This is a genomic window from Citrobacter sp. RHBSTW-00524, from assembly GCF_013747755.1.
GTDB classification, from domain to species: Bacteria; Pseudomonadota; Gammaproteobacteria; order Enterobacterales; family Enterobacteriaceae; genus Citrobacter; species Citrobacter braakii.
This window is the reverse complement of the sequence record NZ_CP056421.1, coordinates 1198558-1219301: the sequence shown is the minus strand read 5'-3', so window position 1 is coordinate 1219301 and position 20744 is coordinate 1198558. Positions and strand designations below refer to the sequence as shown.

The 20744-nt window shown below is 53.1% G+C and carries 19 protein-coding genes and 5 tRNA genes; 8 read left to right on the top strand and 16 right to left on the bottom strand.

Annotated elements, in window-relative coordinates; translation table 11 throughout:
- Positions 1-7 precede the first annotated feature (7 nt).
- A complete protein-coding gene (emrB, locus tag HV229_RS05880) occupies positions 8-1546 on the top strand; it encodes a multidrug efflux MFS transporter permease subunit EmrB (protein ID WP_016154159.1) in 1539 nt (512 codons plus the stop codon).
- An 847-nt stretch (positions 1547-2393) separates the two neighbouring features.
- Here emrB and luxS read toward each other — a convergent pair.
- The 15 genes from luxS to mltB form a co-directional block, all read right to left on the bottom strand.
- Positions 2394-2909 (bottom strand): S-ribosylhomocysteine lyase, encoded by a 516-nt coding sequence (gene luxS, locus HV229_RS05875; protein WP_016154160.1) that lies wholly within the window; start codon positions 2907-2909, stop codon positions 2394-2396.
- A gap of 149 nt (positions 2910-3058) precedes the next feature.
- Entirely contained in the window at positions 3059-4615 is a 1557-nt protein-coding gene (gshA, locus tag HV229_RS05870) for a glutamate--cysteine ligase (protein ID WP_016154161.1), read from the bottom strand.
- Positions 4616-4692: 77 nt separating this feature from the next.
- Positions 4693-5121: a YqaA family protein gene (locus HV229_RS05865; RefSeq protein ID WP_003825961.1), complete on the bottom strand. Its 429-nt coding sequence runs from the start codon at positions 5119-5121 to the stop codon at positions 4693-4695.
- A complete protein-coding gene (yqaB, locus tag HV229_RS05860; RefSeq protein ID WP_181547059.1) occupies positions 5118-5684 on the bottom strand; it encodes a fructose-1-phosphate/6-phosphogluconate phosphatase in 567 nt (188 codons plus the stop codon). Before yqaB ends, HV229_RS05865 begins: the two co-directional genes overlap by 4 nt.
- Positions 5685-5933: 249 nt before the next feature.
- A tRNA-Arg gene (locus HV229_RS05855) sits at positions 5934-6010 on the bottom strand.
- Between the two features lie 192 nt (positions 6011-6202).
- A tRNA-Arg gene (locus HV229_RS05850) sits at positions 6203-6279 on the bottom strand.
- Positions 6280-6471: 192 nt separating this feature from the next.
- Positions 6472-6548, bottom strand: a tRNA-Arg gene (locus HV229_RS05845).
- Between the two features lie 91 nt (positions 6549-6639).
- Positions 6640-6716, bottom strand: a tRNA-Arg gene (locus HV229_RS05840).
- A 3-nt stretch (positions 6717-6719) separates the two neighbouring features.
- Positions 6720-6812: transfer RNA gene (locus tag HV229_RS05835), tRNA-Ser, on the bottom strand.
- 336 nt (positions 6813-7148) lie between these two features.
- On the bottom strand, positions 7149-7334 hold the full coding sequence (gene csrA / locus HV229_RS05830) for a carbon storage regulator CsrA (RefSeq protein WP_000906486.1): 186 nt from the start codon (positions 7332-7334) through the stop codon (positions 7149-7151).
- 238 nt (positions 7335-7572) lie between these two features.
- Entirely contained in the window at positions 7573-10200 is a 2628-nt protein-coding gene (gene alaS, locus HV229_RS05825; protein WP_016154164.1) for an alanine--tRNA ligase, read from the bottom strand.
- Between the two features lie 128 nt (positions 10201-10328).
- On the bottom strand, positions 10329-10829 hold the full coding sequence (recX, locus tag HV229_RS05820; RefSeq protein WP_016157307.1) for a recombination regulator RecX: 501 nt from the start codon (positions 10827-10829) through the stop codon (positions 10329-10331).
- A gap of 69 nt (positions 10830-10898) precedes the next feature.
- A complete protein-coding gene (recA, locus tag HV229_RS05815) occupies positions 10899-11963 on the bottom strand; it encodes a recombinase RecA (RefSeq protein WP_016154166.1) in 1065 nt (354 codons plus the stop codon).
- A gap of 92 nt (positions 11964-12055) precedes the next feature.
- On the bottom strand, positions 12056-12553 hold the full coding sequence (gene pncC, locus HV229_RS05810; protein ID WP_016154167.1) for a nicotinamide-nucleotide amidase: 498 nt from the start codon (positions 12551-12553) through the stop codon (positions 12056-12058).
- Positions 12554-12744: 191 nt separating this feature from the next.
- Positions 12745-13824 carry a lytic murein transglycosylase B gene (gene mltB / locus HV229_RS05805; protein ID WP_046274844.1) on the bottom strand — a complete coding sequence of 360 codons (1080 nt, stop codon included), beginning with the start codon at positions 13822-13824 and terminating at the stop codon, positions 12745-12747.
- Between the two features lie 264 nt (positions 13825-14088).
- On the opposite strand from mltB, the gene srlA reads away from it, so the two are divergent.
- The 7 genes from srlA (at position 14089) to gutQ (ending at position 19053) form a co-directional block, all read left to right on the top strand.
- Positions 14089-14652 carry a PTS glucitol/sorbitol transporter subunit IIC gene (gene srlA, locus HV229_RS05800; RefSeq protein ID WP_016154169.1) on the top strand — a complete coding sequence of 188 codons (564 nt, stop codon included), beginning with the start codon at positions 14089-14091 and terminating at the stop codon, positions 14650-14652.
- Positions 14649-15620, top strand: a complete 972-nt coding sequence (locus HV229_RS05795) for a PTS glucitol/sorbitol transporter subunit IIB (protein WP_080859125.1) — start codon at positions 14649-14651, stop codon at positions 15618-15620. Before srlA ends, HV229_RS05795 begins: the two co-directional genes overlap by 4 nt.
- Positions 15621-15633: 13 nt before the next feature.
- Complete coding sequence (srlB, locus tag HV229_RS05790) at positions 15634-15996, top strand: PTS glucitol/sorbitol transporter subunit IIA (RefSeq protein WP_016157310.1); 363 nt, start codon at positions 15634-15636, stop codon at positions 15994-15996.
- A gap of 17 nt (positions 15997-16013) precedes the next feature.
- Positions 16014-16793: a sorbitol-6-phosphate dehydrogenase gene (srlD, locus tag HV229_RS05785; RefSeq protein WP_003037345.1), complete on the top strand. Its 780-nt coding sequence runs from the start codon at positions 16014-16016 to the stop codon at positions 16791-16793.
- A gap of 98 nt (positions 16794-16891) precedes the next feature.
- Positions 16892-17251, top strand: a complete 360-nt coding sequence (gene gutM / locus HV229_RS05780; RefSeq protein WP_016154172.1) for a transcriptional regulator GutM — start codon at positions 16892-16894, stop codon at positions 17249-17251.
- Between the two features lie 70 nt (positions 17252-17321).
- Positions 17322-18095, top strand: coding sequence for a DNA-binding transcriptional repressor (locus tag HV229_RS05775; RefSeq protein ID WP_181547057.1), 774 nt, complete (start codon positions 17322-17324; stop codon positions 18093-18095).
- Positions 18088-19053, top strand: a complete 966-nt coding sequence (gene gutQ, locus HV229_RS05770; protein WP_016157311.1) for an arabinose-5-phosphate isomerase GutQ — start codon at positions 18088-18090, stop codon at positions 19051-19053. The genes HV229_RS05775 and gutQ overlap by 8 nt, the downstream gene beginning before the upstream one ends.
- On the opposite strand, the gene norR is transcribed toward gutQ, so the two are convergent.
- Positions 19050-20567 (bottom strand): nitric oxide reductase transcriptional regulator NorR, encoded by a 1518-nt coding sequence (gene norR, locus HV229_RS05765; protein ID WP_047499449.1) that lies wholly within the window; start codon positions 20565-20567, stop codon positions 19050-19052. The genes gutQ and norR overlap by 4 nt on opposite strands.
- Positions 20568-20744 lie beyond the last annotated feature (177 nt).

The following is a 20744-nucleotide window of genomic DNA, read 5'->3' as shown; positions in this document are numbered from 1 at the left end:
GCGTGTGATGCAACAGCAAAAACCGCTGGAAGGCGCGCAGCTCGTCATTATGACGATCGCGCTGTCCCTGGCGACATTCATGCAGGTGCTGGACTCCACCATTGCTAACGTGGCGATCCCCACTATCGCCGGGAACCTCGGCTCTTCACTGAGCCAGGGAACCTGGGTGATCACCTCATTCGGGGTGGCGAACGCTATCTCTATTCCGATCACCGGCTGGCTGGCAAAGCGTTTTGGCGAAGTAAGGCTATTCATGTGGTCAACTATCGCCTTCGTCATTGCGTCATGGGCATGCGGGATGTCCACCAGCCTGAACATGCTGATTTTCTTCCGCGTAATCCAGGGGATTGTCGCCGGTCCATTAATTCCGCTGTCACAAAGCTTGTTGCTGAATAACTATCCTCCCGCCAAACGTTCCATCGCTCTGGCGCTATGGTCGATGACGGTGATTGTTGCCCCGATATGCGGCCCTATTCTTGGGGGCTATATCAGCGACAACTATCACTGGGGCTGGATATTTTTCATCAACGTGCCAATCGGTGCTGCGGTGGTATTGATGACTCTGCAAACCCTGCGCGGTCGGGAAACCAAAACCGAGCAGCGGCGCATCGATGCCATTGGTCTGGCCCTGCTGGTCATTGGTATCGGCAGTTTGCAGATTATGCTCGACCGCGGCAAAGAGCTGGACTGGTTCGCCTCTCAGGAGATTATCATCCTGACGGTGGTCGCCGTTGTCGCCATCAGCTTCCTGATCGTCTGGGAGCTTACCGACGAGCACCCCATTGTCGACCTCTCACTGTTTAAGTCGCGCAACTTTACCATCGGCTGTCTGTGTATCAGTCTGGCCTATATGCTCTACTTCGGCGCAATCGTCCTGCTGCCGCAGCTGTTGCAGGAGGTATACGGCTATACGGCAACCTGGGCCGGTCTGGCGTCAGCGCCGGTTGGGGTGATTCCGGTGATCTTATCGCCGATTATCGGCCGCTTCGCGCACAAGCTTGATATGCGTCGGTTAGTTACGTTCAGTTTTATTATGTACGCCGTCTGTTTCTACTGGCGTGCGTGGACGTTCGAACCGGGTATGGACTTTGGCGCATCGGCCTGGCCACAGTTTATTCAGGGTTTCGCGGTAGCCTGCTTCTTTATGCCGCTGACGACTATCACGCTGTCCGGCTTACCGCCTGAGCGTCTGGCCGCGGCATCAAGTTTGTCGAACTTTACGCGAACGCTGGCCGGCTCTATTGGCACATCAATTACGACGACGATGTGGACTAACCGCGAGTCACTTCACCATGCGCAGTTAACGGAATCCGTTAATCCTTACAATCCAAATGCGCAGGCAATGTACGATAAGCTGCAGGATTTAGGGATGACGCATCAGCAAGCGTCAGGCTGGATAGCCCAGCAGATCACCAATCAGGGGCTGATTATTTCCGCCAACGAAATCTTCTGGATGTCGGCGGGGATCTTCCTGGTCTTGCTTGGCCTGGTGTGGTTTGCCAAGCCACCCTTCGGTGCGGGCGGTGGCGGCGGTGGCGCGCACTAAATATCTGATAAAAGGGATCTGCGGATCCCTTTTTTATTGTCCCCCTAGGAGTAATGCTTGTTAGTTAACGAGGATGAGTGGCACATACAGAGGTAATGAATCTGTTGCCTCCGGTATATTGCTACGTTCACCTTATGTTTGTCACTTCTCTGAGGCAATACGACCTGTGAACGTGTTAAGGGTACTATCGCCGTACCCTTAACAATCCCGGCTCCCGATGGGAAAATTGTTGCTACGCAATACCCTCCGCTTATTCCTTCAGGCTACCGGGGCGGGCGCGAGGAAGCGTCCCTGCAAAACGCGCCCTGAACCCGCATCCCTGCGGGTTCTCCCGGCCTTACGGAAACACGGCGGCAATTTTCAGCCGGACCAGCCCACACCTGACCACCTGCGTTTTTTATCTGAACAGCAAAACAGAGTTAACTGGAAGTCAGTGCGTTGCAGCGATGACCCCGTTCCGGCTGAAAATCGATGAGGCGTTGACGGCTGACCGGGTCTGCCCGCAGGGATGCGGGCAGAGGGTGCGGCCTGCAGGGACGCAGGCCCGACCCCGACCCGAAGGCAGACGGCATAAGACGAATGAATCGCGCAGCGACGATTTTCCCGCCGGGAGCCAGGGATGCAAGGGAGGCGGCGGTGAGCCTCTCTTGCACGTTCACAGGTGTCTGAGCCTCAGAGAATTGATATTGCTGAGGTGAACGGAACCCTGAGCCGAAATCACATATTCTCCATAATGCTTAACTGACTGGCATTACCTACCAGGGAGGTGGTTTAGGAGGAGGGGCAATAAAAAACCCCGGTTATAAGCCGGGGTTAATTTAAATACTGGAACAACTAATCAGTATGACTAAATATGCAGTTCCTGCAGTTTCTCTTTCGGCAGCGCCAGCTCTTCATTGCTGTTAACGCGTACATCATGCTCCAGAATATGACGTGCGATATCCTGTGCTTCGCTAAGAGAGTGCATCTGATACGTGCCACACTGGTAAACGTTCAGCTCCGGGATCTGGTTTTGATCCTGCACTTTCAGCACGTCCGCCATCGCCGCTTTCCACGCGTCGGCAACACGCTGCTCGTCTGGCGTACCAATCAGGCTCATGTAAAAGCCAGTGCGGCATCCCATCGGAGAGATATCGATAATCTCCACGCCGTTGCCGTTGAGATGGTTACGCATAAAACCTGCAAACAGGTGTTCCAGCGTGTGGATACCTTTCTCAGGCATCACTTCTTTGTTCGGAATGCAGAAACGCAGATCAAACACGGTGATTGCGTCGCCATGCGGGGTGTTCATCGTTTTTGCAACCCGGACCGCGGGAGCTTCCATCCGGGTGTGATCGACAGTAAAACTATCTAACAACGGCATTTAGCCACCTCCGATAAATTTTTTGAAAATAATCTGAACTCTTTGTTCCGGGGCGAGTCTGAGTATATGAAAGACGCGCATTTGTTATCATCATCCCTGTTTTCAGAGATGAAATTTTGGCCACTCCCGAGTGGCCTTTTTCTTTTGTATCAAGCGTGCTTTTCCAGCCACACGCTAAACGGCTCAGTATCAGCCGCTTCGATCTCCTGCTGACGACGCTTTGAAGCCTCGGTTTCAGCAATAAATTCCGCTTCCTGCAATATTTCTAACGGCTCTTCACGCAGCAGATTTCGGTAAGCCTCACCCAGCGCTTTACCCGTGCCGCCAATGCCTTCATCAATCATAGACCGTAGGATGCGGGCAGAGAAAGTCAGTTCTGGGTTGTCAAAACAGGCAACCAGTTCATCACAGACCTTTTGATACTCCTCTCCCCCATCGATGCTGTCCAGCGTTTGTGCCACGCGTTTCAGATCACGGAACAGATCTTTCCCTACCTTAGGCAGCGGGAACTGGGCTGTTTCACAGCCAATACCTAACGTCAGCCCAGGCTTACGACCTTCGAGAATCACCCGATTCCAGTTTTTACGCGTACACAGCAATTCATCACTGCTCATTTCCGGGGCATCGGCCAGCGCACACCAGACCATAAACAGATCGAGGAAGCGCACCTGCTGCTCGTCCACGCCGATCGGTGAGAACGGGTTGATATCCAGTGAGCGAACTTCGATGTACTCAATACCGCCACGTAGAAGCGCGTCAGAAGGCGTTTCGCCACGACGAGTGACGCGTTTCGGGCGAATAGGCGCATACAGCTCATTTTCAATCTGCAGAACGTTGCTGTTGATTTGCAGACGCTTACCGTCCTTCTCCAGACCGATCGCCGCGTACTCCTCGGAAGGGGTTTTAATCGCGCGCTTTAATCCTGCCACATACTCATGCAAATCGTTAAACGTAATTCCGAGATTGCTTTGCGACTTATTGGTATAGCCCAAATCACTCAGGCGCAGCGACGTCGCATACGGCAGGTAATACATCCCACAGTCGGTTTTTTCAAACGGCAGGGTTGTCGGTTTTCCTTGCAGGAAAGAGGAACAAATGGCCGGAGAGGCGCCAAACAGATACGGGATCACCCAACCAAATCGGTAGTAGTTGCGGATCAGACGGAAGTAACCCGCGGAGATCTTCTCTTTAGCATCTTCGCCGTCCGTTACGCCACATTTCGCCTGCCAGAAAGCCATCGGCAATGAGAAATTGTAGTGTACGCCGGAGATAGTCTGCATCAACGCGCCGTAACGGTTTTTGAGGCCTTCACGGTACAGCGTTTTCAGACGACCGGTATTCGACGTACCGTACTGCGCCAGTTCGATATCCTGGCCTTCGGCAATATAGCAAGGCATGCTCAACGGCCACATACGCTCGTCGCCCAGGTTTCTGGCGGTATACCGATGCAGGTCGCGCATGAACGTGAGCATTTTCTCAATGTCGTCGCCTGGAGGCGTAATAAACTCCAGCAGTGCTTCGGCAAAGTCAGTGGTTATCCATTTATGCGTTAGCGCTGAGCCTAACACCTCAGGATGGCCTGTCGTTGCTAATGACCCATCTGCATTAACGCGCAGCGTTTCGCGCTCCAGCCCACGTTGAATCCCCTTTAACGCCTGAGGATGGTTTTCCAGCCAGGCCAGCGCCTGTGATACGTCCGGGATCAAATTGACCTCCCGCCTGTCAAAATCGTTTTAATTAGCATAATGGTATTGGTTACCCTGAAGGCTATCTCACAACACAATTAGTGCCACCACATAATGCCTTGCGTCGTAACCGCTGCGACAACTACATAGCGCAGCGCCTTGCCAAGGCATAAGAAAAAAAGTACTGGACCCCACGAGATGCGCATCCATCCAGCTAACAGGCACAGTAAATCACCCACAACCGGCATCCAGCTTAATAATAGTGTGACAGCGCCATAGCGCCGCAGCCAGCCAGTGGCTTTTTCTTGCCAGCGCGATGTTTTACGCAATGGAAAGAAACGCCCAAGGATAACGTTAGTTAACCCTCCAAGGCTATTACCCATTGTTGCTGTTAAGACTAAGACCCAGGGATGACTTACCCCAGAGACCAGCAAAGCAACTAAAACAACTTCAGAATTGCCGGGTAATAGCGTAGCGCTGAGAAAACTGCTGGCAAACAGTGACAGGAGCGATAGTCCATCACTCACAATAACCGGACATCCACCGCGTCCATTCCTGCGGCACGCGCCGCCTGCAGCCCAAAATCGGCATCTTCAAATACGACACAGCGCGCCGGAGCAACACCCATACGTTCGGCACAGAGCAAAAACGTATCAGGAGCAGGTTTATGGTGTTGTACGTGATCGGCTGCGACTACAGCATCAAAATAGCGACGCAGCCCAAGGTGTGCGAGCAGAGCTTCCGCAATCGCGCTTTCACTCCCCGTACCTACCGACATAGGACGACGACCATGCCAGGCTTTCACGACGTCAACCAATGGCAAAGGCTGGACGCTCTCCAGCAGCATACTTCTCACCTTGTCGGTTTTTTCACGCGCCAATGCATGAGGGTCAAGATCGGCATGATTCAATTCAATTACCGACTGGGCAATACGCCACGTTGGGGAGCCATTGAGGGCGACCATGGCTTGTTCATCAAAACGTAATCCATAATGCCCTAATACCTCATGCCACGCCTTACGGTGCGTTGGCTCGGTATCCAGGATGGTGCCATCCATATCAAAAATCAAACCCGCATAACGTTCGTACATCGTCTTCTCACAAGCCGAATGACCAGACGTTATTTTATCGTAATTGATTGATTTTGTCGCTGACAGCGAATTAAGGGGTGTTCCGGGAGTATGTGGAAATGATTCAAAGGAGAGAAGATGGTGCATCCGGGAGGATTACTCGGCTGCCCCTCGCCCTGGGGCCGTTGCTGAAGCAACGTTATCATCCCTGGTGCTCACGATTATCTCGCAGACCATGAAACAACAGTGTTGCTGTTATCTCGGAGAAGATGGTGCATCCGGGAGGATTCGAACCTCCGACCGCTCGGTTCGTAGCCGAGTACTCTATCCAGCTGAGCTACGGATGCATCAGGGAAACTTGCTTTACTGCAGACTTGATGTCGCTGCTAAAGCGCTATCAAGTAAGATGGTGCATCCGGGAGGATTACTCGGCTGCGCCTCGCCCTGCGGGCCGTTGCTGAAGCAACGTTATCCTCCCTGGTGCTCGCGATTATCTCGCAGACCATGAAACAACAGTTTTACTGTTATCTCGGAGAAGATGGTGCATCCGGGAGGATTCGAACCTCCGACCGCTCGGTTCGTAGCCGAGTACTCTATCCAGCTGAGCTACGGATGCATCGGGAAACTTGCTTTACTGCCGATATTGATATCGTAATGAGCGATATCAAGTAAGAGATGGTGCATCCGGGAGGATTACTCGGCTGCGCCTCGCCCTGTGGGCCGTTGCTGAAGCAACGTTATCCTCCCTGGTGCTCGCGATTATCTCGCAGACCATGAAACAACAGTTTTGCTGTTATCTCGGAGAAGATGGTGCATCCGGGAGGATTCGAACCTCCGACCGCTCGGTTCGTAGCCGAGTACTCTATCCAGCTGAGCTACGGATGCATCAGGGAAACTTACTTACTGCAGATTTGATATCGCTGCTAAAGTGATATCGATTTTCTGTAACAACGCTAATGCGCTATTGCAGAGAAGATGGTGCATCCGGGAGGATTCGAACCTCCGACCGCTCGGTTCGTAGCCGAGTACTCTATCCAGCTGAGCTACGGATGCAAATGGCGGTGAGGCGGGGATTCGAACCCCGGATGCAGCTTTTGACCGCATACTCCCTTAGCAGGGGAGCGCCTTCAGCCTCTCGGCCACCTCACCAACACGCCTCTTGCGAGTGCTTCGAAGAACTTGTTTCTGCTCATCGTCGCTGCGTGGCGCACATATTACTTTCTGGGACTTATAAGTCAAACAATTTTTCCAGCGCTTTTATCGTTTGCACATTTCACGCGCAATTAGTCTGCAAAAACGGCAAAAAGAGTGTTTTATCAACAGATAAATTGGCAATTTCCTGAGGCAATGAACAAACGGAAAAATCGCAGGGAAAGGCAATACGCGGATGAGAATCGAAAAAATGAGGAAGACGAAGAAGAAAAGAGAAGAAAAGGGATAATTCAATCAGGTTGCGCCTCACCAGAAAGGTGAGACGCGAAAACCTTAGTAACTGGACTGCTGGGATTTTTCAGCCTGGATACGCTGGTAGATCTCTTCACGATGGACAGAAACTTCTTTCGGGGCGTTTACGCCAATGCGCACCTGGTTGCCCTTCACCCCTAAAACTGTCACGGTGACCTCATCGCCTATCATGAGGGTCTCACCAACTCGACGAGTCAGAATCAGCATTCTTTGCTCCTTGAAAGATTAAAAGAGTCGGGTCTCTCTGTATCCCGGCATTATCCATCATATAACGCCAAAAAGTAAGCGATGACAAACACCTAAGTGTAAGCAGTCACGGCATCACATTCTGTTAAACCTAAGTTTAGCCGATATACACAACTTCAACCTGACTTTATCGTTGTCGATAGCGTTGATACAAACGCTGCGGATTGAAGTCCGCAGCGTCGACTTACGCTTATAATTATTACAGTTTTGCGCTGACCCAGCCTTTCACACTGGCTAACGCTGCTGGCAGAGCCGCAGCATCCGTACCACCGGCTTGCGCCATGTCCGGACGACCACCACCCTTACCGCCTACCTGCTGAGCGACCATTCCAACCAGTTCCCCTGCTTTCACGCGATCTGTCACATCCTTAGACACACCCGCAATCAGAGAAACCTTACCTTCCACTACCGTTGCCAGAACGATAACGGTAGACCCCAGTTGATTTTTCAGATCATCAACCATGGTACGCAACATTTTCGGCTCAACGTCCGCGAGTTCGCTGACCAGCAGCTTCACGCCATTGATATCAACCGCTTTGCTGGAGAGATTTGCACTCTCCTGCGCCGCAGCCTGTTCCTTCAATTGCTGCAATTCTTTTTCGAGTTGACGCGTACGCTCCAGCACGGAACGAACTTTGTCACCAATATTCTGGCTATCTCCTTTCAGCAGCTGCGCAATATCGCTTAAGCGATCGCTCTCAGCATGCACGGTTTGGATAGCGCCTTCACCGGTCACAGCTTCAATACGACGAACGCCCGCCGCAGTGCCTGACTCAGACACAATACGGAACAGACCAATATCCCCCGTACGGCTGGCATGAGTACCACCACACAGTTCGGTAGAGAAATCACCCATGCTCAGAACACGCACGTGGTCGTCATATTTCTCGCCAAACAGCGCCATTGCGCCTTTGGCTTTCGCCGCTTCGAGATCCATGATGTTCGTTTCAATCGGCAGATTGCGACGAATTTGCGCATTAACCAGATCTTCAACGGCACGGATTTCAGCAGGCTTCATAGCTTCAGTATGAGAGAAGTCGAAGCGCAGCACTTTATCGTTAACCAATGAGCCTTTCTGTGCCACATGCGTGCCCAGTACCTGGCGCAGCGCCGCGTGCATCAGGTGCGTTGCGGAGTGGTTCAAGCGAATGCGCGCACGACGAGCTTCATCAACATCAGCCTGTACTGCATCGCCAATTTTCAGAGAACCCGCAGACAGCTTACCAATGTGACCAATGGCCTGGCCATATTTCTGCGCGTCGCTCACGGCAAACGCGAAGCCTGCGCCTTTCAGTTCACCCTTGTCGCCAACCTGACCACCAGATTCCGCATAGAACGGAGTCTGATCCAGTACGACAACTGCATCCTGACCTGCGTTAATCGCGTCTACCGCTTTACCATCAACAAACAGCGCGGTCACTTTGCCGTTCAGTTCCAGGTGTTCGTAGCCTTTAAATTCAGAGGCGCCATCAACACGAATCATCGCATTGTAGTCTGCGCCGAAGCCGCTGGCTTCACGCGCGCGACGGCGCTGTTCTTCCATTGCAGCTTCAAAGCCCGCTTCGTCAACCTTAATGTTGCGCTCGCGGCAAACGTCCGCCGTCAGGTCAACCGGGAAACCGTAGGTGTCATACAGACGGAATGCGGTTTCGCCATCCAGTGTATCGCCGGACAGTTTTGCCAGTTCTTCATCCAGCAGCGCCAGACCACGCTCCAGTGTACGCGCAAACTGCTCTTCTTCGGTTTTCAGAACCTGCTCAACCATAGCCTGCTGACGCTTCAGTTCTTCACCTGCGGAGCCCATGACGTCCACCAGCGGACCAACCAGCTTGTAGAAGAAGGTATCCTTCGCGCCCAGCATGTTGCCATGACGCACCGCGCGACGAATGATACGACGCAGCACATAACCACGGTTTTCATTCGACGGGACAACGCCATCGGCAATCAGGAATGCACAGGAGCGGATATGGTCAGCGATAACGCGCAGCGACTTGTTGCTCAGATCGGTCGCGCCGGTGACTTTCGCCACGGACTCAATCAGTGAACGGAACAGGTCGATTTCATAGTTGGAATTAACGTGTTGCAGCACGGCCGCAATACGCTCAAGGCCCATACCGGTATCCACGGACGGCTTCGGCAGCGGTTCCATGGTACCGTCAGCCTGACGGTTGAACTGCATGAAGACGATGTTCCAGATCTCAATGTAGCGATCGCCATCTTCTTCTGCGCTTCCCGGAGGGCCACCCCAAATATGGTCGCCATGGTCGTAGAAAATTTCGGTGCACGGACCGCAAGGGCCGGTATCACCCATCTGCCAGAAGTTGTCGGAAGCATAAGCCGCGCCTTTGTTATCACCGATACGGATGATACGTTCGCGCGGAATGCCGACTTCTTTTTCCCAGATTTCATAGGCTTCATCGTCAGTTTCATAGACGGTGACCCACAGACGCTCTTTTGGCAGGGCAAACCAGTTTTCACCGGTCAGCAGTTCCCATGCGTATTGAATAGCATCATGTTTGAAATAATCGCCGAAGCTGAAGTTGCCCAGCATTTCGAAGAAAGTATGGTGACGTGCAGTGTAACCGACGTTTTCCAGGTCGTTGTGCTTACCGCCCGCACGCACGCAACGCTGCGAGGTGGTTGCGCGGGAATAATTACGCTTGTCGAGGCCAAGGAACACATCCTTGAACTGGTTCATCCCGGCGTTGGTAAACAACAAAGTAGGGTCATTGTTCGGTACCAGGGAGCTGCTGGCAACTACCTGATGTCCTTTACTATGGAAAAAATCGAGAAACGCCTGACGGATCTCAGCGGTGCTCTTGCTCATAATTATCCTGAAGAAATCAAGCTAACGAAATGTCATTACCAGCATCGGCACGTAAACTGCGCCTCTGGCAATCGAAAAGTGGGAATAAGATAAGTTTTCTTTACTGGGAAGTAAAATCCCGTATGCGCTCAATCGTCAAAATTTCGCCATATTGCCTGAATATCTTCCATCAGATAGCCACGGTAGAGCAAAAAGCGCTGGACCTTTACCTTATCTGAAAAATCTACAGGTAAAGGTTCTCCGTATTTACGAATGGCCTGCGCGCGCGCAAGCCCTGCCCAGTCAATTTCGCACTCGCGCATGGCTCGTTCAACGGCTTCACGCGAAATCCCTTTTTGGTTTAATTCCTGACGCACGCGCGCGGGTCCATAACCTTTACGGCTACGGCTGGAGATAAACTGCTGAACGAAGCGGTCATCATCCAGATAACGACTTTCAATACACCAGGCGATAACCTTGTCGTAATCCTCCGGCGTTGCATCAATGTCTTCCGGTCCATTTTTTCCCATCACCGGAGCGGCCAGCTTACGCCGCAGTTCCTGCTCGCTGTGATCGCGCATCGCCAGTATACGTACAGCGCGGTCAAGAAGTCGGGAATAAGCGGAGCGGCGGGAAGTTGCTTCTGTCATAGTGAGCCTTCAGAAATGGAAAAGGGCTGCATCGTATGCAGCCCTTCTATGTGCGATAACGTCAGATTATCAGAAATCTTCGTTCGTTTCTTTTACATCTTCACCGCTGTCATCAACAGAGAAGTCTGGTTTTGAATCCGGGTTATTGAGCAGTAACTCGCGTACTTTCTTCTCAATTTCCTTCGCAGTTGCCGGGTTTTCCTTCAGCCAGTTAGTGGCATTCGCTTTACCCTGACCAATTTTCTCACCGTTGTAGCTGTACCATGCACCGGCTTTTTCAATCAGCTTCTCTTTCACGCCCAAATCAACCAGTTCGCCGTAGAAGTTGATACCTTCACCGTAAAGAATCTGGAATTCAGCCTGTTTGAACGGCGCGGCAATTTTGTTTTTCACGACCTTAACACGGGTTTCGCTACCAACCACGTTGTCGCCTTCTTTCACCGCGCCAATACGACGGATATCCAGGCGAACAGAAGCATAGAATTTCAGGGCGTTACCACCGGTGGTGGTTTCCGGGTTACCGAACATAACGCCAATCTTCATACGGATCTGGTTGATGAAAATCAGTAGCGTGTTGGACTGCTTCAGGTTACCGGCCAGCTTACGCATGGCCTGGCTCATCATACGTGCCGCAAGGCCCATGTGAGAGTCACCAATCTCGCCTTCGATTTCTGCCTTCGGCGTCAATGCGGCAACGGAGTCGACAACGATAACGTCAACCGCACCGGAGCGCGCCAGCGCATCACAGATTTCCAGCGCTTGTTCACCGGTATCCGGCTGAGAGCACAGCAGGTTGTCGATATCAACGCCAAGCTTGCGCGCATAGACGGGATCCAGCGCGTGTTCAGCATCGATGAACGCACAGGTTTTACCTTCGCGCTGTGCGGCAGCAATAACCTGCAGGGTCAGCGTCGTTTTACCGGAAGATTCAGGCCCGTAGATTTCAACGATACGGCCCATTGGCAAACCGCCCGCGCCCAATGCGATATCCAGAGAAAGCGAACCGGTGGAGATGGTTTCCACATCCATGGAACGGTCTTCACCCAGGCGCATGATGGAGCCTTTACCGAATTGCTTTTCGATCTGACCCAGCGCTGCCGCCAACGCTTTCTGTTTGTTTTCGTCGATAGCCATTAATTACTCCTGTCATGCCGCTTTCGGGTTAAACCGCGAAACGTGATAGATAATGTTCTGTTGGGGCAATTATACTGTATGCTCATACAGTATCAAGTATTTTGTAGAAATTGTTGCCACAGGGTTTGTAACGCGTAGGCGGTCGCCTGTCGACGTACCGCATCGCGATCGCCGCTGAAGCATTCCCGGCGGGTAATCCCCTCGCCGCTCGCGCTGGCAAAAGCGAACCATACCGTCCCCACGGGCTTTTCTTCACTGCCGCCATCTGGCCCCGCAATACCGCTAATCGAAACAGCGAAATGCGCGCGGGCCGCTTTTAGCGCGCCAATCGCCATCTCCACCACCACAGGTTCGCTCACCGCCCCATGCTGGACCAGCGTCTCTTCGCGCACGCCAATCATCTGCGCTTTGGCTTCATTGCTGTAGGTCACAAACCCGCGCTCAAACCAGGCGGAGCTGCCGGCAATATCCGTAATTGCTTTGGCTACCCAGCCTCCGGTGCAGGATTCCGCCGTCGTCACGGTTGCCCCGCGCGCTTTCAACGCCAGGCCAACCTGCTCGCTTAACTGCATCAGTTCACTGTCGGTCATTTCAGCCTCTGTCAGTTAAAAAAATATGCCGGACAAGATAGCACTTTCATAACCAAGATGGGGATGAGGAGACAATTTTACGAGGGGCATTCAGAAAATAGATAAACCGCATTCAAAAGAGTACCGGATAACGCACCAGGATAGCCTATTCGGTCTACAAGGGATTGCCCCTGTAGACCGATAACAAATGATTACTGCACGCGCGCCAGCGCGACCGCCTGACCCAATTGCCACACGGCCATGGCATAGTGGGTACTGTGGTTATAGCGGGTGATTGTGTAGAAGTTCGGCAGTCCATACCAATACTGATAACCGGTACCGATATCCAGTCGCAGCAGGCTGGCCTGCTGATGATTCCCCAATGACTGCTGCGGCGTCAGGCCCGCGGCGGCAAGTTGAGAAATGCTGTACTGGGTTTTAAAGCCGTTCGCCAGCCCAGGCGCCTGGCCATTCGCCGGAACCGCAACCATATCGCCTTTCACCCAACCGTGGCCTTTGAAATAGTTCGCCACGCTACCGATAGCATCAACCGGATCCCACAGGTTAATGTGACCATCGCCATTGAAATCAACGGCATATTGTTTATAGGAAGATGGCATAAATTGGCCGTAGCCCATCGCCCCTGCGAAAGAACCTTTCAAATCGAGCGGATCGTCGCTTTCATCTCGCGCCATTAGCAGGAAGGTTTCCAGTTCACCAGAGAAATATTCCGCGCGACGAGGATAGTTAAACGACAACGTCGCCAGCGCATCCAGAATCCGCGTTTTACCCATCACGCGGCCCCAGCGAGTCTCTACGCCAATAATGCCAACGATAATTTCCGGCGGTACGCCGTAGACCTGCCATGCACGGTTCAGCGCATCTTCATATTGGTTCCAGAAGGCCACACCGTTTTGTACGTTATCCGGGGTGATGAACTGTTTACGATACCGCAGCCATGCACCGTTAGGTCCGGCTGGCGGTTGAGTCGTCGGCGCCTGGCGGTCCATCAAACGCAATACCGAGTCCAGACGCTTGGCCTGCGACAGGATCTCCTGCAACTGCTGGCGGTCAAAGCCGTGCTTATTCACCATTTTCTCGATGAACTGCTGCGCGTTCGGATTATTGGCAAAATCGCCGCCCGTTTGCATGACATTGTGCTGTGGCTCAAGCAGGAAGCCGCCGGATGGCGTACCCGTAGTCGTTTGAGTCTCTGAAGGTTTAGGTTTGCTGCTACAAGCAGCAAGCAATACGAAAAGGGGAAGTAACGCTACATAACGACGCTTGAACATGAGACATCCATTAAACAAATTCAGCCTGGGAGAAGTATGGTAAAGCATCCTCCGCCACACAAGGAAGCAGTAGTCGCTCTCCTTCACAGAATTTCCCCCCTCTTGCACTCCTGACCGGCACATTTGCGCGTTCTCACGCACAATCTTTCAAATTAAAATATTTACCTTTCATTTTGCGATCAAAATAACACTTTTAAATCTTTCGATCTGATTAAAATTAGTTACCGTTTGGCAAGATAACTAAAACCCCTACAGGAGAGAATAATGATCGACACCATCACACTCGGTGCTGAGTGGTTTATCGGATTGTTCCAGAAAGGCGGAGAGGTGTTTACCGGCATGGTGACCGGTATTCTGCCTCTGCTGATCAGTCTGCTGGTCATCATGAATGCGCTGATTAACTTTATCGGTCAGCAACGTATTGAACGTTTTGCCCAGCGCTGCGCCGGAAACCCGCTGTCCCGCTATCTACTGCTGCCGTGCATCGGCACATTTGTGTTTTGTAATCCTATGACGCTGAGCCTGGGCCGCTTTATGCCGGAAAAGTTCAAGCCCAGCTACTACGCAGCCGCCTCTTACAGCTGCCATTCAATGAACGGCTTATTTCCCCACATCAACCCCGGTGAGCTGTTCGTCTATCTGGGGATCGCCAGCGGACTGACCACGCTGGGTCTTCCGCTCGGCCCGCTGGCGGTGAGCTATTTGCTGGTCGGCCTGGTGACCAACTTCTTCCGCGGCTGGGTGACCGATTTCACCACCACCATCTTTGAGAAAAAAATGGGCATTCAACTTGAGCAGAAAGTACATCTGGCGGGAGCAGCATCATGACGCGTATTCGTATTGAAAAAGGCACCGGCGGCTGGGGCGGCCCGCTTGAACTGGATGCCGAGCCAGGCAAGAAAATTGTCTATATCACCGCCGGGACTCGCCCCGCAATTGTCGACAGGATAGCCAGCCTGACAGGTTGGCAGGCCGTTGATGGCTTCAAAGAAGGCGAGCCGCCAGAGAACGAAATTGGCGTGGCGATCATCGACTGCGGCGGCACGCTGCGCTGCGGGATCTATCCAAAACGCCGTATACCAACAGTGAATATTCACGCGACGGGTAAATCAGGTCCGCTGGCCCAATATATTATCGAAGATATCTATGTCTCTAGCGTGAAAGAAGAAAACATTACCGTCGTCGGTGAAGCATCCGCTGCGCCAACGCCAGCAAACAGCACGATGGGTCGCGAGTACGACACCAGCAAGAAAATTACCGAACAAAGCGACGGTCTGCTGGCAAAAGTCGGCATGGGAATGGGTTCAGCCGTTGCGGTTCTGTTTCAGGCTGGGCGAGACACTATCGATACCGTCCTGAAAACCATTCTGCCGTTTATGGCGTTCGTCTCGGCGCTGATCGGCATCATTATGGCGTCTGGCCTGGGGGACTGGATTGCCCATGGACTCGCACCGCTGGCCAGCCATCCGCTGGGGCTGGTAACCCTGGCGCTGATCTGCTCTTTCCCGCTGCTGTCCCCTTTCCTCGGCCCTGGTGCGGTCATCGCCCAGGTTATCGGCGTCCTGATCGGCGTACAGATTGGTTTGGGGAACATTCCTCCGCATCTGGCGCTACCTGCCTTGTTCGCCATTAACGCTCAGGCGGCATGCGACTTTATTCCAGTCGGATTGTCGCTAGCCGAAGCGCGCCAGGACACGGTCCGCGTCGGTGTGCCATCCGTACTGGTGAGTCGTTTTCTGACCGGCGCACCGACCGTTCTCATCGCCTGGTTTGTTTCCGGCTTTATTTACCAATAAGAGGCACTCAAAAATGACCGTGATTTATGAAACCACCATCACCCGCATCGGCCAGAGCGCCCCGGATGCACTCTGCGACCAGATGCTAATTACCTTTCGTGAAGGCGCGCCTGCGGATATCGAAGAATTTTGCTTCATCCATTGCCATGGGGAGCTGAACGGCTCTTTGCAGGCTGGGATCCAATTTGAGCTAGGCCAGCATCACTACCCGGTCACAGCCGTTGGCAGCGTGGCGGAACAAAACTTACGTGAACTGGGGCATATCACTCTGCGTTTTGACGGACTGAGTGAAGCGGAATTTCCCGGCACCGTACACGTTGCGGGCCCCGTACCGGACGGTATCGCACCGGGCTGTATTTTGAAGTTTATTGCTTAAGATTTAAGGAGATAAAGATGAATCAGGTTGCCGTTGTCATTGGTGGAGGCCAGACCCTGGGGGCATTCCTTTGCCGTGGGCTTGCGACAGAAGGGTACCGCGTCGCGGTGGTGGATATCCAAAGCGATAAAGCCGCCAACGTCGCGCAGGAAATTAACGCCGAGTTTGGCGAAGGCACCGCCTACGGTTTTGGCGCTGATGCCACCAGCGAACAGAGTGTGCTGGCGCTGTCGCGCGGAGTGGATGAAATATTTGGCCGCGTCGATCTGCTGGTTTACAGCGCGGGTATCGCAAAAGCCGCGTTTATCAGCGACTTTCAGCTTGGGGATTTCGACCGCTCGCTGCAGGTGAATCTGGTCGGCTACTTCCTCTGCGCACGTGAATTTTCACGCCTGATGATCCGCGATGGCGTCCAGGGACGCATTATCCAGATCAACTCCAAATCAGGGAAAGTGGGCAGTAAACACAACTCAGGCTATAGCGCGGCAAAATTTGGCGGCGTAGGTTTAACCCAGTCGCTGGCGCTGGATCTGGCAGAGTACGGGATCACCGTGCATTCACTGATGCTCGGCAATCTGCTGAAATCACCGATGTTCCAGTCATTATTACCGCAATATGCGACCAAGCTTGGCCTTAAGCCAGACGAAGTCGAGCAGTACTACATTGATAAGGTTCCACTTAAGCGCGGCTGCGATTATCAGGACGTGCTGAACATGCTGCTGTTTTACGCCAGCCCGAAAGCCTCTTACTGCACCGGTCAGTCCATTAACGTGACCGGTGGTCAGGTGATGTTCTAAGAAACATGATTGCCCGGTGGCGCTGCGCTTACCGGGCCTACACACATCTGTGTCGGATAAGGCACAGCCGCCATCCGGCAAAATCAAAGGAGCACATTATGGTTTCCGCACTGATTACCGTCGCCGCTATCGCCTGGTGCCTGCAACTGGCGCTCGGTGGCTGGCAAATATCCCGCTTTAACCGGGCGTTTGATCAACTCTGCCAGCGGGGTCGGGTTGGCGTAGGTCGTTCCGGTGGACGGTTTAAACCCCGCGTGGTGGTCGCCATCGCGCTGGATGAACAGCAGCGGGTTACCGATTCGTTATTTATGAAAGGTCTTACTGTATTTGCCAGGCCCGGTAAAATTGCCACGATAATGGGCAAACATCTTGATGATTTACAGCCTGATGTGATCTTTCCCCATGATCCGTTAGCGCAGAATGCACTATCATTGGCGCTTAAACTGAAACATGGATAATTTCGTTGTGAATGCTAATAGCTTGCGAAATTATCATTTTGCAACCTATTAAGTCAGGGTAATCACGCCTATGAAACCTCGTCAGCGACAGGCGGCCATACTGGAGCACCTGCAAAAGCAGGGAAAATGCTCGGTTGAAGAACTGGCCCACTACTTTGACACAACCGGCACGACCATTCGCAAAGACCTGGTCATTCTGGAGAATGCCGGAACCGTCATTCGTACCTATGGCGGCGTGGTATTAAATAAAGACGAATCCGACCCGCCAATCGATCACAAAACGCTAATCAATACGCATAAAAAAGAGCAGATTGCCGAAGCCGCCGTCCGTTTTATTCACTATGGCGACTCGATTATTCTGGATGCGGGCAGCACCGTATTGCAGATGGTGCCGATGCTCACCCGCTTTAGCAACATCACCGTCATGACCAACAGTCTGCACATTGTTAACGCCCTTTCAGAGCTGGACAACGAGCAAACTATCCTGATGCCCGGCGGGACCTTTCGCAAAAAATCTGCGTCATTTCACGGTCAGTTGGCAGAAAACGCCTTTGAGCAGTTCAGCTTTGATAAACTCTTCATGGGTACCGACGGCATTGACCTCAATGCCGGCGTGACCACCTTTAATGAGGTGTTTAGCGTCAGTAAAGCGATGTGCAATGCCGCTCGCGAAGTGATTCTGATGGCTGACTCGTCAAAATTTGGGCGTAAAAGCCCCAATGTTGTGTGCAGTCTGGAAAGCGTCGACAAGCTGATTACCGATGCGGGTATCGACCCTGCGTTTCGTCAGGCGCTGGAAGCAAAAGGGATTGAAGTGATCATAACCGGAGAAACCAATGAGTGATGCATTACTGAACGCGGGCCGTCAGACGTTAATGCTGGAGCTACAGGAAGCCAGCCGACTGCCTGAACGACTGGGCGATGATTTTGTCCGCGCCGCCAATACTATCATCCACTGCGAAGGCAAAGTGATTGTCTCCGGGATTGGCAAATCAGGCCATATTGGCAAAAAAATAGCCGCGACCCTCGCCAGTACCGGCACACCCGCCTTTTTTGTGCATCCGGCTGAAGCGCTGCACGGCGACTTAGGGATGATTGAAAGCCGTGATGTCATGCTGTTTATTTCCTACTCCGGCGGCGCAAAAGAACTGGATCTCATCATTCCGCGCCTGGAAGACAAATCCGTCGCTCTGCTGGCAATGACCGGAAAACCGACCTCACCGCTGGGTTTGGCAGCCAAAGCCGTGCTGGATATTTCCGTTGAGCGCGAAGCCTGTCCGATGCGCCTGGCACCGACTTCCAGCACCGTGAACACTCTGATGATGGGCGACGCGTTGGCAATCGCCGTGATGCAGGCTCGCGGCTTTAACGAAGAAGATTTTGCCCGCTCGCATCCGGCGGGTGCGCTGGGCGCTCGTCTGCTAAATAAAGTGCATCATCTGATGCGCCGTGACGATGCCATTCCGCAGGTGACGCTCACCACCAGCGTCATGGACGCGATGCTGGAACTAAGCCGTACGGGTCTTGGCCTGGTGGCAGTCTGCGACGACGAGTCGCTGGTGAAAGGCGTCTTTACCGACGGCGACCTGCGCCGCTGGCTGGTTGGCGGCGGAGCGCTCACCACTCAGGTTAGCGAAGCAATGACCCATAATGGCATTACGCTGCAGGCGCAGAGCCGCGCCATTGACGCCAAAGAGATCCTGATGAAGCGCAAAATCACTGCCGCACCGGTGGTAGATGAAAACGGTAAACTCACCGGTGCTATCAACCTGCAGGATTTCTATCAGGCAGGTATTATCTAATCCTTCAGCCCCAGACGTTTCGCCAGCCGGTGCAGGTTGGCGACGTCTGTTTCCAGCGCCCGCGCACTTGCCGCCCAACTGTGATTATTTTGCGCCAACGCCCGGCGGATCATCTCCCGCTGGAATGACTCCGTTGCCTCACGCAGGTTGCGATGCTGCGGGATCTCCGCAACAACCTCTGCCTGGGGAGCCGGCGTTTCATCCTGCAGGGCAAAATGCTGCGCCTCAAGCACCACTTCATCCCCTGCCCTGGTGGCCCTTGCCAGAACAACCGCCCGGTGAATGGCATGTTCCAGCTCACGCACGTTCCCGGGCCAGCCATAATTCAACAGATGGCTACGCGCGCCGGGACTTAACACCACGCGGGAAAGTCCCAGCCGCAGCCGACATTGTTCGCAAAAATAACCGGCCAGCAGTACCACATCTTCGCCGCGTTCACGAAGGGGCGGGACGGAAAGGGGAAAGACGCTCAGACGGTGGAACAAATCCGCACGGAAATTCCCGGCCAGCACCTCTTCCCGTAAATCACGGTTCGTTGCCGCCAGCACCCGAACATCCACGCGCAGGCTGCGATCGTCACCCACACGCTGAATATCGCCGTACTGCAACACACGTAGCAACTTAGCCTGTAACGCCAGCGAGAGTTCGCCAATCTCATCGAGAAACAGCGTCCCATTGTCAGCCATTTCAAACTTACCGCTACGATTGCTGATAGCCCCGGTAAAGGCGCCTTTTACGTGACCAAACAGCTCACTTTCCGCTACGGTTTCCGGCAACGCCGCGCAGTTCAGATACACCAGCGGATTCACCGCGCGCGGCGAACCTTCATGGATAGCCTTAGCTACCAGCTCCTTCCCGGTCCCCGTTTCGCCGCTAATCAGTACGTTGAGATCGGATCCCGCCACAATCTCAATCTCTTTTTTCAACTGCAGCATATTGGGCGACAGGCCAATCATTTGGGTTTCAGTCACCTGCTCGAAGGCCGTCGACGAGCCCGGCAACATATTCTGGCTTTCCAGTTGTTCAATCAGCAGCGCATTGCTCAGCGCGCCCGCCGCCAGCGCGGCAATCAGCCTAAGCTCTTCATCGCTGAAAACATCGAATTGATCGGGCTCCATGCCATCCAGCGTTAACGCGCCAATCAGATTTTGACCGGCGAACAGCGGTAAGCCAATGCAGGCATGTACCTTCAGGCTCTCCTGGCCCGGAATCAGCCCATCGTAAGGGTCTGGCAAATCGCTGTCGGCAGGGAAACGAACCACGTCCCCGGCGCGGGCAATCGCCTCCAGACGAGGATGCCCTTCCAGGGTAAAGCGCCTGCCGAGAACGTCCTGCGCCAGCCCATCGATCGCCAGCGGAATAAACTGTCGCGACTCATAGCGCAGCAATGCCGACGCGTCGCACTCCAACACCTGACGCAAGGTGGTTATCAGGCGTTGAAAACGGTCCTGATGTCCAATACCGCTTTGTAATTCAATGGCGATACCCGCCAGCACGTCTACGGAAAAACTCATGACGACCTCATTGTCATTTTGACAATTCATATTGTCATATTGACAATAAAATGAATAGTCATTTTGACTACCACCTTATAGGCATTAAAAAACAACCCCTTTAAAATCAACAAATAAAAAGTTGGCACGCAACCTGCAATAAGCAAAACATCTTTTTTAGAAAAACGCTGAATTAAT